Origin of the sequence: Accumulibacter sp. (assembly GCF_029255145.1) — a bacterium.
Classification (GTDB): Bacteria; Pseudomonadota; Gammaproteobacteria; order Burkholderiales; family Rhodocyclaceae; genus Accumulibacter.
Genome location: NZ_JAPUVQ010000107.1, coordinates 1 through 12,406, shown reverse-complemented (window position 1 = coordinate 12,406; position 12,406 = coordinate 1). Strand labels below are relative to the sequence as shown.

Annotated in this window: 11 protein-coding genes and 1 riboswitch; of the genes, 6 read left to right on the top strand and 5 right to left on the bottom strand. The window is 64.0% G+C overall.

Annotation, left to right across the window (positions count from 1 at the left end; translation table 11 throughout):
• Positions 1-46 precede the first annotated feature (46 nt).
• Positions 47-119: riboswitch (S-adenosyl-L-homocysteine riboswitch) on the bottom strand.
• An 87-nt stretch (positions 120-206) separates the two neighbouring features.
• Positions 207-581, bottom strand: a complete 375-nt coding sequence (locus Q1L50_RS11010) for a NusG domain II-containing protein (RefSeq protein ID WP_300338544.1) — start codon at positions 579-581, stop codon at positions 207-209.
• Positions 581-1,465, bottom strand: coding sequence for an RNase adapter RapZ (gene rapZ / locus Q1L50_RS11005; protein WP_300338541.1), 885 nt, complete (start codon positions 1,463-1,465; stop codon positions 581-583). Before rapZ ends, Q1L50_RS11010 begins: the two co-directional genes overlap by 1 nt.
• A gap of 83 nt (positions 1,466-1,548) precedes the next feature.
• Here rapZ and Q1L50_RS11000 point away from each other — a divergent pair, with 83 nt between their 5' ends.
• The 3 genes from Q1L50_RS11000 (at position 1,549) to Q1L50_RS10990 (ending at position 5,186) form a co-directional block, all read left to right on the top strand.
• A complete protein-coding gene (locus Q1L50_RS11000) occupies positions 1,549-2,739 on the top strand; it encodes a M20 aminoacylase family protein (protein ID WP_300338540.1) in 1,191 nt (396 codons plus the stop codon).
• Positions 2,740-3,043: 304 nt separating this feature from the next.
• The gene (locus Q1L50_RS10995) at positions 3,044-3,724 is read left to right on the top strand and encodes a response regulator transcription factor (RefSeq protein WP_300338538.1); all 681 of its coding nucleotides are present in this window, start codon (positions 3,044-3,046) and stop codon (positions 3,722-3,724) included.
• Entirely contained in the window at positions 3,693-5,186 is a 1,494-nt protein-coding gene (locus Q1L50_RS10990; RefSeq protein WP_300338535.1) for a sensor histidine kinase, read from the top strand. The genes Q1L50_RS10995 and Q1L50_RS10990 overlap by 32 nt, the downstream gene beginning before the upstream one ends.
• A 76-nt stretch (positions 5,187-5,262) precedes the next feature.
• On the opposite strand, the gene Q1L50_RS10985 is transcribed toward Q1L50_RS10990, so the two are convergent.
• Positions 5,263-6,174, bottom strand: a complete 912-nt coding sequence (locus Q1L50_RS10985; RefSeq protein WP_300338533.1) for a LysR substrate-binding domain-containing protein — start codon at positions 6,172-6,174, stop codon at positions 5,263-5,265.
• Between the two features lie 117 nt (positions 6,175-6,291).
• Between Q1L50_RS10985 and Q1L50_RS10980 the strand changes: the two genes are divergently transcribed.
• The 3 genes from Q1L50_RS10980 (at position 6,292) to tkt (ending at position 10,459) form a co-directional block, all read left to right on the top strand.
• Positions 6,292-7,374 (top strand): class 1 fructose-bisphosphatase, encoded by a 1,083-nt coding sequence (locus Q1L50_RS10980; RefSeq protein ID WP_300338531.1) that lies wholly within the window; start codon positions 6,292-6,294, stop codon positions 7,372-7,374.
• Between the two features lie 73 nt (positions 7,375-7,447).
• Entirely contained in the window at positions 7,448-8,323 is an 876-nt protein-coding gene (locus Q1L50_RS10975) for a phosphoribulokinase (RefSeq protein ID WP_300338529.1), read from the top strand.
• 60 nt (positions 8,324-8,383) lie between these two features.
• Positions 8,384-10,459: a transketolase gene (tkt, locus tag Q1L50_RS10970; protein ID WP_300338526.1), complete on the top strand. Its 2,076-nt coding sequence runs from the start codon at positions 8,384-8,386 to the stop codon at positions 10,457-10,459.
• 49 nt (positions 10,460-10,508) lie between these two features.
• On the opposite strand, the gene Q1L50_RS10965 is transcribed toward tkt, so the two are convergent.
• Both Q1L50_RS10965 and Q1L50_RS10960 read right to left on the bottom strand, forming a co-directional pair.
• Positions 10,509-11,153, bottom strand: coding sequence for a LysE family translocator (locus tag Q1L50_RS10965; protein ID WP_300338524.1), 645 nt, complete (start codon positions 11,151-11,153; stop codon positions 10,509-10,511).
• Between the two features lie 589 nt (positions 11,154-11,742).
• Positions 11,743-12,270, bottom strand: a complete 528-nt coding sequence (locus Q1L50_RS10960) for an ATP-binding protein (RefSeq protein ID WP_300338521.1) — start codon at positions 12,268-12,270, stop codon at positions 11,743-11,745.
• Positions 12,271-12,406: the final 136 nt, after the last annotated feature.

Sequence of the window (12,406 nt, the reverse complement as noted above, 5' to 3'; positions counted from 1 at the left end):
GACTTCAGCCTGGGCCCACCCATCTTCCCATGCCCGGCATGGGTTGGTTGGATGAGCGCCGTTTGAGAAATCCGAGCCTGAAACTGTCGAACGACAGCCCTGCAGCGCCCCTCGGATTGAGCGTCGGATTATAACCCGGATTCCGCCATCCGTGCCGATCGCAAGCCGGCGCGTGATGTGGTGCCATCGCTGTCATCTGACCGCCCTCAATACGACAGCGAATCGTACCTGCGCTTGCTTCCCTGGACTTCGACGCTGACCTGGTTGGGAGCGCAGATGGCGATTTCTCCCGGGCGCGCCAGCCAGCCCTGGCGGACGCAGTACTGGCGGGGACCGGGATCGGACGCGACGCGTACCCGACGTTTGTCTACCACGACGGTGGTCGTGCCGAGCGGACCGGGAACGTCGATCCGGCCGTTGCGCGACAGGTCAAGTTCGGAGAACAATTCGCCACCACGCCTGACGATCGCTTTGTCGGCGACGCCCGCCTGCCAGGCCAGCGGAATGCTCAGCGCACAGAACAGCAGGCCAAGCGCCACCAGCAGCCAGTCGCCGGGCCTGAGCAGCCCGAGCCAGCGCATCAGGCGATGCCGAGAGCAGTCATCGCCGGCGGCGGCAATTCGCGGTGACGCACCAGTACCCGCGCGCAACTGCGAAACTCGCGTCCCAGACGCTCGGCCAGGTAGACCGAGCGATGCTGGCCGCCGGTGCAGCCGATCCCAACGGTCAGGTAATTGCGGCTGTCGCGAACGTAGGCGGGCAACCAGTCGCGAACGAAGCCGGCGATGTCGCCGCGCATGCGCAGCACTTCGGGCTCGGCCTCGAGAAAGGCGATCACCTGTGCGTCAAGGCCGGTCAGCGCGCGCAGATTCTGTTCGTAATACGGATTGGGGAGGCAGCGGACGTCGAAAACCAGGTCGGCGTCGAGCGGTATGCCATTCTTGAAACCGAACGATTCGAACAGCAGCGTCAGCCCGCCCTGCGGGGAGTCCGGGAAAGCATCGGTGGCAACGAACTGGCGTACCCATTCGCGCAGAGCGCTGGGCTTCAGGACGCTGGTATCCATGTGGTGACCGAGTGCCGCCAAGCCGGCCAGGCGAACGCGCTCTTCGGCGATCGCCTCGGTCAGCGTCAAGCGGTCGCTGGCCAACGGATGCCGACGGCGCGTTTCGGAGTAGCGCTTGATCAGCGTGGCGTCCTGGGCGTCGAGAAACAGGAACTGCAAGTCGACCCCCTTGGCGCGCAGTGCGTCAAGCTGCGGTGGCAGGGTGCACAAACTGTCGCCGCCGCGACTGTCGATCACTACCCCGACCTGGTCGTAGCCGAGCTGATCCAGTTGCGCGACCAGCGGCTGCAACAACTGTGACGGCAGGTTGTCGACGCAATAGTAATCAGCATCCTCCAGCACTTTGAGTGCAATCGATTTTCCGGAACCGGAGAGGCCGCTGATGAGAACGAGATGCATACCGCCAAGCATAACGGATGCCTGGCTCCACCAGCAAGTCAGTCTCGCTTACACTGAATGCCCCAGCTTATCAGGTCAGGTTCATGGCTGCTTTGAAGATCCCTTTTCTCGCCGATCTGGCGGCGATTCGGCGCGACATTCACGCGCATCCGGAGCTCGCTTTCAACGAGCTGCGAACCGCCGATCTGGTTGCCCGCGAGTTGAACAGCTGCGGTCTGCGGGTTCATCGCGGTCTGGCCAGGACCGGCGTCGTCGCCAGCTTGCGCAAGGGCACCAGTGGCCGCGCGATCGGGCTGCGCGCCGACATGGATGCGCTTCCCCTCGAAGAGAAGAACGACTTCGCGCACCGTTCGACCAACGCCGGACTGATGCATGCGTGTGGTCATGATGGCCATACCGCGATCCTGCTCGGCGCCGCGCGCTACATGGCGGAGCACCGCGATGTTCTCGATTTCGACGGCACGGTCCACTTCATTTTCCAGCCTGCCGAGGAATCCGAGGGCGGGGCAGCGGTGATGATTGCCGAAGGTCTGTTCGAGCAGTTTCCGATGGGTGCCGTCTTCGGCCTGCACAACTGGCCCGGCATCCCGGTCGGTGAAATGGCGGTGATGCCGGGTCCGGTGATGGCCGGAACCTGCGCCTTCGAAATTCTCGTGCGTGGACAAGGTTGCCATGCGGCAATGCCACACCAGGGTGTCGACACGCTGGTCGTCACCAGCCAGCTGGTGCTGGCGCTGCAGACGGTCGTCGCCCGCAACGTACACCCCTGCGAGTCGGCCGTGGTCAGCGTCACGCAGATTCACGCCGGTGAAGCGTGGAACATCATCCCCGACGACGCCGTTTTGCGCGGCACCATTCGCAGCTTCAATCCGGCTACGCAGTCGCTGGTCGAGCGTTCAGTCGAGCGGCTATGCAGCGGGATCGCCAGCGCCTTTGGCGCGCAGATCTCGGTGCGCTTTGATCATCGGTATCCGCCGACCGTCAATAGCGCCGCCGAAACCGAAATCTGCCGGGCCGTGGTGCGTGAGCTGCTCGGTCCCGACCGGCTGCGCGACAAGGAACTTCCCTCGATGGGCGCCGAAGATTTCGCGTACATGCTTGGCGAGAAGCCGGGTTGCTACGTTTGGCTGGGCAACGGCCCCGGCAGCGGCGGCTGCACCCTGCACAACCCGCATTACGACTTCAACGACGAGATCTTGTCGGTCGGCGTGAGTTATTGGGTGAAGCTGGCCGAACGCGCTCTTGGGCCCGAGTCCGACGACGACAGGGACTGAGCGATCCCTGGCCAACTCGCCACCGAGTCTTCTGCGCGATCCCGCGCCGACGCAAGAAGACGACCGGCGCAGCATGTTACACTCGTAAAGTTGGCAGTCTGTGCGCGGGAGCCGAATGCCCGCAGGCCCGGCACTGCTGACCACGAAAAAAAGATGGCGGGGAGTAGCCGGTGGGTAGCCGGATCCTCCCCGGGTTCTGGTCGGAACCAGAACTCCCAAGACCATAAAATGGAGAACAGCGTGCGTAGCCTAGGGGTTGGGGCTTACAGGCAGCTTACGTACGCCGGGCCGGGAAGGGAGAACGATGCGTATCCTCCTCGTTGAAGACGATCGAATCATTGCCGATGGCCTCTGCCGCTCACTGCGCAAGGCGGGTTACGCAGTCGATTGCGCGGCTAACGGCATTGATGCCGATACCGCCCTGATGACCAATGTGTACGATCTGGTGATCCTCGACCTGGGTTTGCCCAGACTGCCCGGACTGGACGTCTTGCGCCGCTTGCGCGCCCGCAAGTCGACAACGCCGGTGTTGATCCTGACCGCGCTTGATGGCATCGACGATCGGGTCAAGGGGCTTGATCTGGGCGCTGACGACTACATGGCCAAACCCTTCGAGCTGCCTGAACTGGAGGCGCGTGTGCGGGCGCTGAGCCGCCGCTCGTCGGGTACGGCACGGCTGATCGAGTGCGGCGCGCTGACTTTCGATCAGACCGATCGGTGTGCCTTGGTGAATGGCCAGATGCTCGATCTTTCCGCCCGCGAGCTTGGGCTGCTCGAGATCCTCCTGTCACGGACCAAGCGGCTGGTCAGCAAGGACCAACTCGTCGATCACCTCTGCGGCTGGGGGGAGGAGGTGAGTCACAACGCCATCGAGGTCTATATCCACCGCTTGCGCAAGAAGCTCGAAGCCACCGGCGTCAATATCACCACCGTGCGCGGTCTCGGATACTACCTTGAGAAACCTGCGGAAGAGACAAGACCCTGACGTTCAGCGCTCGCTGTTCGGCGAGATCCTGGACTGGATGCTGGCACCGCTGCTGTTCGTGTGGCCGATCAGCATTGCCTTCACCCATTATTTCGCCAACAGCGTCGCCAGCTACCCCTACGATCAGTCACTGCGCGAACATGTGTCGGCGATCTCGCGCCAGGTCGTTTTCGACAAGGGTTATCCGCAGTTGGCGCTGCCGGAAATGGCACAGGTCTTCCTGCGCTCCGACGAGATCGACAACGTCTATTTTCATTTGCTCGACGGTAACGGCGCGCTGATCGCCGGCGACCCGGAACTGCCGGCGCCGCAGCTTCCTGGCAGCGCGCTGAAGAATGAGCACGGCGAGATTCATTTCCGCGATGACGAGTACCGTGGGCAGGCGCTGCGCGTCGCCTACATGTACCTGTTCGGCAGCGCGGAGTCGGCCGACCGCTGGGTGCTGATCGAAGTAGGGGAAACGACCGAAAAACGCTCGCAGCTGGCCAACAAGATCATTGCCAGTGTGATCCTGCCCCAGTTCGTGATCATTCCCCTGGCCGTCGTTCTGGTGTGGTTCGGCCTGTCGCAGGGATTGCGCCCCTTGACCCGGCTGCGGAACCGCATTGAGGCGCGCCGTGAAGCCGACCTCTCGCCGATCTCGTTGGGTCGCGTCCCCGAGGAATTGCGGCCGCTGACCGAAGCATTCAACTCGATGCTGGCGCGCATGCAGCACAACGTCGACGCGCAGCGGCGCTTCATCGCCAATGCCGCCCACCAGATGCGGACGCCACTCACCGGCCTGAAGACGCAGGCGCAACTGGCGATGCGCGAGCGTGACCCGGCCGAGTTGCGGCATGCCCTCAGGCAGATTCTGACCGGTGTGGACCGCGCCTCGCACCTGGTCGACCAGTTACTGGCGCTGGCGCGCGCCGAGGCCAGTGGGCACTCGCCGCAAACGCTGGCAGTGCTCGATCTCGATCACATACTGCGCGAAATCGTCGAGACATGGGTCGTCCAGGCGCTCGAAAAGCGCATCGATCTGGGTTACGAGCCCGCCGGCGCAGTGCCCATCCTCGGCAATGCGTTTCTGTTGCGAGAAATGATCAACAATCTGCTGGACAACGCGCTGCGCTACACGCCCGCTGGCGGACGGGTTACCGCACGCGTAGTCACCCAGGGAGATTTCGCCCTGCTTGAGGTCGAAGACAGCGGCAGCGGAATTTCCGACGAAGACTCGCACAAGGTCTTCGACCGCTTCTACCGGGCCGAGGGAAGGGACGGCGAGGGGAGCGGGCTCGGCCTGGCGATCGTTCGTGAAATCGCCGAAGTCCATCAAGCCGCAGCCAGTCTGCGGCCGAACACGGTTGGCGCCAGCGGTGAGGAGCAGTCCGGCTGCATCGCCAGGATCGTCTTCCCGGTGCACCGCCTGCAACCCTCGCGCCTGCCACTCGCCGAGACGGTCCGCACCGGCTTTGCCTGACCGGGGAAAGCGTCGGCTGCCGGCGCGCTCGAGTCGCTTTCCAGCGGTATGCCGGAATGCTTCCCGGGGTCTTCGGTCAGGCCAGTTTGCGCAGGTAGGCCGGCGCAAATTCCAGAACGAAGTCCCAGAAAGCGGCCAGCGCGGGAGTCAGGTGCTTGCTGCGGTGGCGGACGATATGCCAGCGACGCATCACCGGCGTTCCTTCCACTTTCAGGATCCCCAGACGTCCGGCGCTCAGTTCGAGTCCGAGCGTGTGCTGGGAAATGAAGCTGATCCCCAGTCCCGCGACAACCGCCTGCTTGATCGCTTCGTTGCTGCCCATTTCCATGCCGATCCGTGGCTTGATCGAACGGTCGCGAAAGAACTCCTCCATCGCCGAGCGCGTTCCCGACCCCGCTTCGCGAACGATCAGCGTTTCGCTGGCGAGGTCTTCGACGGCGACGTTTGCACGCCGGGTCAAGGGATGCTCCGTGCTGGCGACGATTACCAGCGGGTGCGGTGCGAAAGCTACGGAAGTGGCGTCGAGCGTCGCGGGCGGACGGCCCATGATCGCCAGGTCCACCTCGTTGCCGGCCAGCAGGCGACTCACCGTGTCACGGTTGTCGATCAGCAGGCGGATGCGTACGTCGGCCTGCGTCTTGCGAAACTGCGCCAGCAGTCCCGGCGCGAAGTACTCGGCGGTGCTGGCGACGGCGACGGCGATGCGTCCGCCCTTCAAGCCCTTCAAGGCCAGCAGCGCCTCGTCGGCGTCTTTCAGCGACTGCAGAATCTGGCGTGCATGTTCGAGCAGAATCTCGCCCGCCTCGGTGAGGAAGACGCGTTTGCCGATGCGCTCGAACAGCAGCGCGCCGCAAACGTCTTCGAGTTGCTTGATCTGCAGCGAGATCGCCGCGTGCGTCAGATGCAGGTTCTCCGCGGCACGCGCAAACGACAGGTGGCCGGCGGCCACCGAAAAGATTTGCAACTGGCGGATCGTGGCGTTTCTCATTAATTAGCTTTTCTTAAACAAAACGAACAATACCTTTAACTAGAGTTTTTCGATCAGGCCGCTAGAATCAGGTTCGTACCGCGACTTACGAAACATTTCATCTTCTGGAGTAGCACCATGCTATGCGGACGCACCAACGTTAACAAGTTTCTGGTCGAGGAGCAGCGCCGCAATCCGGCGCTGGCTGGCGACTTCTCGATGCTGATCAGCGACATTGTGCGCTCGTGCAAGGCGATTGCGCAGGGCGTGTCGCGTGGATCGCTGGCCGACGTCCTTGGCGATGCCGGGCAGGAAAACGTTCAGGGCGAGGCGCAAAAGAAACTGGACGTGCTGGCCAACCAGGCGTTCCTTCGCCATTGCGAGTGGGGCGGTCACCTGGCGGCGATGGCTTCGGAGGAAATGGAAGACATCTATCCGATCCCGTCCGGGAACCTTCGCGGTCGCTACCTGCTGGTCTTCGACCCGCTCGACGGTTCTTCGAATATTGATGTCAACCTCTCGGTCGGCAGCATCTTTTCGGTCCTGCGCTGCCCCGAGCATGTTGGTGACGGGGGGCCTGGCGTGGCCGACTTCCTGCAGCCGGGGTCATCGCAGGTGGCCGCCGGCTACGCGCTGTACGGCCCGTCGACGATGCTGGTGCTGACCGTCGGCAACGGCACGCATGGGTTCACGCTCGATCGCAACATCGGCGAGTTTCTGCTGACCCATCCGAATCTCCGGATCTCGCCTGAAACGCGCGAGTTCGCGATCAACGCCTCGAACGAGCGCTTCTGGGAACCACCGATCCAGCGCTACGTCAGCGAGTGCCTGGCCGGCCAGGGCGGCGTCCGCGGCAAGGACTTCAACATGCGCTGGGTGGCGTCGATGGTCGCCGAAGTGCACCGCATCCTGATGCGCGGTGGCGTTTTCATGTATCCGCGTGACAGCAAGGACCTGTCCAAGCCGGGACGTCTGCGGCTGATGTACGAAGCCAACCCGATGGCATTGATCGTCGCCCAGGCCGGCGGTCTGGCGTCAACCGGTGGCGAGCGCATTGTCGATGTACAGCCGACCAGCCTGCATCAGCGGGTGCCGGTGGTTCTCGGGTCGCGCGACGAGGTCGAGCGCATCGAACGCTATCATCGCGAGCACGCCACCGGCGAGGACCAGCCATTCAGGTCGCCACTGTTCTCGACGCGAACCCTGTTCCGAGACGACTGACCGACACTACGCCGGCCGCAACTGTTTCTCTGACGCTCACGACTTCCACGGTAACGAAAAGGAGATACCCCGCATGTCGATAAAAAACCCGGTGGTCGCCATTACCGGCTCCTCAGGCGCCGGCACCACCTCCGTCACGCGCGCCTTCCAGCACATCTTCAGGCGCGAACAGCTTGATGCCGCGATCATCGAGGGCGACAGCTTTCACCGTTACGACCGCCAGGAGATGCGCGCCCAGATGATCGAGACCGGCCTGGCCGGCGACCACCATTTCAGCCACTTCGGACCCGAGGCCAATCTGCTCGCGGAACTCGAAGGATTGTTTCGCGAGTACGGCGAGACCGGCCGTGGTCGCAGTCGTCACTACGTGCACGACGACACCGAAGCCGAACTGTATGGCGCGCCGCCGGGAACCTTTACCGAGTGGACCGATCTTCCGGCAGGCACCGACCTGTTGTTCTACGAGGGTCTACACGCCGCCGCCACTACCGACCGGGTTGACGTCGGACGGTACGTGGACCTGTGCATCGGCGTCGTTCCGATCATCAATCTGGAATGGATTCAGAAGCTGCATCGCGACAAGGCGCAGCGCGGTTACTCGACCGAAGCGGTGGTCGACACCATCCTGCGACGGATGCCCGACTACATCAACTACATCTGCCCGCAGTTCTCCCGGACGCATGTCAATTTCCAGCGGGTGCCGACGGTCGACACTTCCAACCCGTTCATCGCGCAGGACATCCCGCAGCCCGACGAAAGCCTGCTGGTGATCCGTTTCGCCAATCCACACGGGATCGATTTTCCCTACCTGCTGAGCATGCTCGACAACTCGTTCATGTCGCGCCCGAACATCATCGTCTGTCCGGGCGGCAAGATGGGTCTGGCGATGCAGATCATCTTCACACCGATGATCATGCAACTGATGGACAAGAAGCGCCGCTCGCGCTAAAGCCGGGCAGCGGTTCGCTGCTCAAGGACTGTTTCCGTGCCCTGATTGAAGGAGGTCGCCGTGCCCACCGAATCCCGCAAGTTACGCCGCCGCTGCGCCAATGCACTGCGCTTTCTCGCCATCGATGCCGTCCAGGCGGCGAACTCTGGCCACCCGGGAATGCCGATGGGTATGGCCGATATTGCTGAAGTGCTCTGGCGCCACCACCTCAAGCACAATCCGGCCAACCCGAGCTGGGCCGACCGCGACCGTTTTGTGCTGTCCAATGGGCATGGGTCGATGCTGCTCTATGGCCTGCTGCACCTCAGCGGCTACGACCTGCCGATCGACGAGCTGAAGCGCTTTCGACAGCTCCATTCGAAGACGCCGGGACACCCTGAAGCCGGGCTCACGCCGGGGGTTGAAACGACCACCGGACCGCTCGGCCAGGGTCTTGCCAACGCGGTCGGCATGGCGCTCGCCGAGCGTCTGCTCGGCGAGACCTTCAACCGCAGCGGACACAAGGTCGTCGATCACTTCACCTACGCCTTCATCGGCGATGGCTGTCTGATGGAAGGCGTTTCGCACGAGGCGTGCTCGCTGGCCGGGCGGTTGTCGCTGTCGAAGCTGATCGTCTTCTACGACGACAACGACATCTCGATCGACGGCCACGTGCAGCCGTGGTTTGCCGACGACACGCCGCAGCGTTTCGAGGCCTACGGCTGGCGCGTGGTGCCGCACTGCGACGGTCACGATGCGGATTCGATCGAAGCCGCGATCCGCATCGCCAGGACGCAGACCGGCAAGCCGACACTGATCTGCTGCAAGACGATGATCGGCTTCGGTTCGCCGAACAAGGCCGGCACGCACGATGTGCACGGCGCGCCGCTGGGGGTCAGCGAGATCGCCGACACCCGCCGACAGCTCGACTGGCCGTTCGCGCCGTTCGAGATCCCGGCCGACGTTCGCGGCGGCTGGGACGCGCGCGCCCGGGGAGCCGCCGCCGAGAAGAGCTGGGCGGCGAAATTCGCTGCCTATCGCACCGCCTACCCCGAACTGGCCGCCGAGTTCGAGCGGCGGACGCTCGGCGAACTGCCTGCCGACTGGCACGACCGCGTCGCCGAGTTGCTCGATCAGCTGGCGGCACAGACCAGCGCCGTCGCCACCCGCAAGGCTTCGCAGAACGTTATCGAAGCGATCGCCCCGGCGCTGCCCGAACTGCTCGGTGGCTCGGCGGACCTGACCGGTTCCAATCTCACCAACTGGAGCGGCACGCGCCCCGCCAACCGCGAAGCCGGCGGCAACTACGTCAGCTACGGCGTCCGCGAATTCGGCATGACGGCGATCGCCAACGGTCTCGCGCTGCATGGCGGTTTCATTCCCTACACCGCAACTTTCCTGGTCTTTTCGGACTACGCCCGCAACGCGATTCGCCTCGCTGCCCTGATGAAGCTGCGGCAGTTGATGGTCTATACCCACGATTCGATCGGCCTCGGCGAAGACGGGCCGACACACCAGCCGATCGAGCACGCGGCATCCTTACGTTTGATCCCGGGCCTGGACGTGTGGCGCCCGGCCGACGCCGTCGAAACCGCCGTCGCCTGGACGCAAGCCCTCGAACGGCGAGATGGCCCATCGTGCTTCCTGCTGTCGCGGCAGAACCTGCCAGCGCTGGCACGCACCGCCGAGCAGATCGCCGCCATCAAGCTCGGCGGCTACGTCCTGCGCGAGGCGAGCAGCAGCGCCCCGGCCGTCGTGCTGGTCAGTACCGGTTCCGAACTCGGCCTCGCCGTCGAAGCGCAGGCCGCCCTCGAACAGGAAGGCATCGCCACCCGTGTCGTCGCCATGCCCTGCACGCGGCGCTTCGACCTGCAGCCGCTGGCGTACCGGCAGCAGGTGCTGCCGCCGGCCATCCCGATCGTCGCCGTCGAGGCCGGCCATCCCGACCTGTGGTGGAAGTACGTCGGCAGCAATGGTGCGGTGGTCGGCATCGACCGCTTCGGAGAATCCGCGCCGGCGCCGCAGCTCTACGAGTTCTTCGGCATCACGGTGGCGGCCATCGTCGCCGAAGCACGTCGCCTGGTCGGGCCGTCGCCGTCTGCGTCGGCAGGGGTCAGGAAGCGTTCTGCGGCCAGCGCGGCGAAAGCCGCCGGCTGAGAGCTGTGCTGCCTCGCCGCAGCGCGTGCGAGGGCTTCGCCGACGCCACTTACTCGGCGCTGCGCGACCCGCTCAGCGCCGCCAGCACCCCCAGCCCGATCAGCACGCTGCCGCTCAGGTAGCGGGCGACCCCGCGCGCGTCGTCGAGGCGGCTCAAGGCCGGCGACACGGCGCTTGCGGTCAGCACGTAGAGGCTGTCGGTGACGACCGCAATCAGCACGAACAGCGAACCGAAGAACACGCTCTGCCACAGCGCCGAAGCCGCCGGATCGATGAACTGCGGCAGGAAAGCGGCAAAGAACAAGGCCGTCTTCGGATTGAGCAGCGCGACGACAAAACCGTCGCGAAAGATCGGCGCCAGCGCGGCCTCGCCGAAAGTCGCCTCTTCCGCTGTCGAGCGCGCACCCAGCGCCTTGATTCCGAGATAGACCAGGTAGGCGGCGCCGGCGTACTTGACGACGGCGAACGCCAACGACGAGATTGCCAGCAGCGCGGCCAGACCGACCGCTGCGCCGATGGCGTTGCCCAGGTTGCCCATCGCCACGCCAGCGACCGAACACAGCCCGGCCCGCCTGCCCTGCGCCAGCGTGCGCGCGAGGATGTAAAAAACCCCCGGCCCGGGCGTCGCCGCGAGCACCAGGCTGGCCAGCAGGAAGGCGGGCAGCGAGGGGTTGCCGAACAGGGTTTCACTCATTGATCGCTCCCGAAATCATGCATTCTCTACGTCCCGTGCTACCAAGAAGACGGTCCCGAAAAAGGCTCCCAAGGCCGACGCCAGCCAGAAAACAATACTCTAAACCAAACACGCCAAAGGCATGATTGCGTTAGTGGACCAAAAAGAACGGGTGGCACGCTGGGCAGTGTTCCAGCCAGGATTCGTACCCCTTGGTACGGATGTAAGATTTCATGTGCTGCAACCTTTATGAAATTCCCCCGCAGGATTTGTCTCTATTGCGCGACGCCGTAGAGGCGAGAGTTGGTGACCTTGGCAATCACGCGGCTGGTTCGATGCGGGCGCCGACGCAAGATGGCGGAAGGGCCGCCCCGTTTCTTCGGCTCTCGCCTTGGCGTGTTTAATGAGCGTCCCGGTTCCGCTCTCGAAGAACCTCCCGGCATCTTTCAGAAGCACGCCTCGACGCCGAGCGTTTAGCCGCCGCTGTCGAGGCCGCGGTCGCGATCGTCGGGGCGCTTCCTGGCTCACTGCGCAAAGAGGGTCCGCTCACGCGCACGATGATGCAGCGGTGCTGAAGCCGGTCGAGCAGCGCATCGACGAGCGGCTTCTTCTAAAACAACTCGTACCAGCGGGGCAGATCGAGATTCGTCGTGATCAGCGTTGACAGCCCCAGGCTATAGCGCTGATCCATCAGGCGGAAGAACGCGTTGACCTGTTCCGGCTTCAGGTTGAGGTACCCCAGCTCATCGATGGCGATCAGCGGCATGCGGCACAACTGGTTGAGCAGCCCCACCGCAATCCCGGACTTGCCGGTCCCTGGCGGACCGATCAACAACACGTTCTCGCCCCGGCGCAGGAATTCCAGTCCGGCCAGCGCCATCACCTGCGCCTTGTTCACACTCGGCTGCCGCGCAAAAGGAAACGACTGCAAAGTCCAGGGCAAAGGCAAATGCGCCTGGCTCAGGCGATAAGCCAGACTCTTCTCGCGTCGGGCCGCGTCTTCCGCGCCGAGCAGACGGAAGACCACCTCCGGAACCGGCGTCCCCTGCCGCTCGGCCCGGTCGAGTTCCGCATCGAGCACCGCCGCCATCCCCGACCAGCGCATCTGCCCAAGCAAAGCCTTCAGACGCTCACGCATCATCACCTCCATCGTCCAGATTGAAGAAATCCCCCGCCACCTGCTGCAGGATCATGTGCTCCAGGCGACCCCTGTCGAACAGACCGAACTGCAGCGCCTGCGCCACGGCCGCCAGCAAAGGCTCCTTCGGATAGGT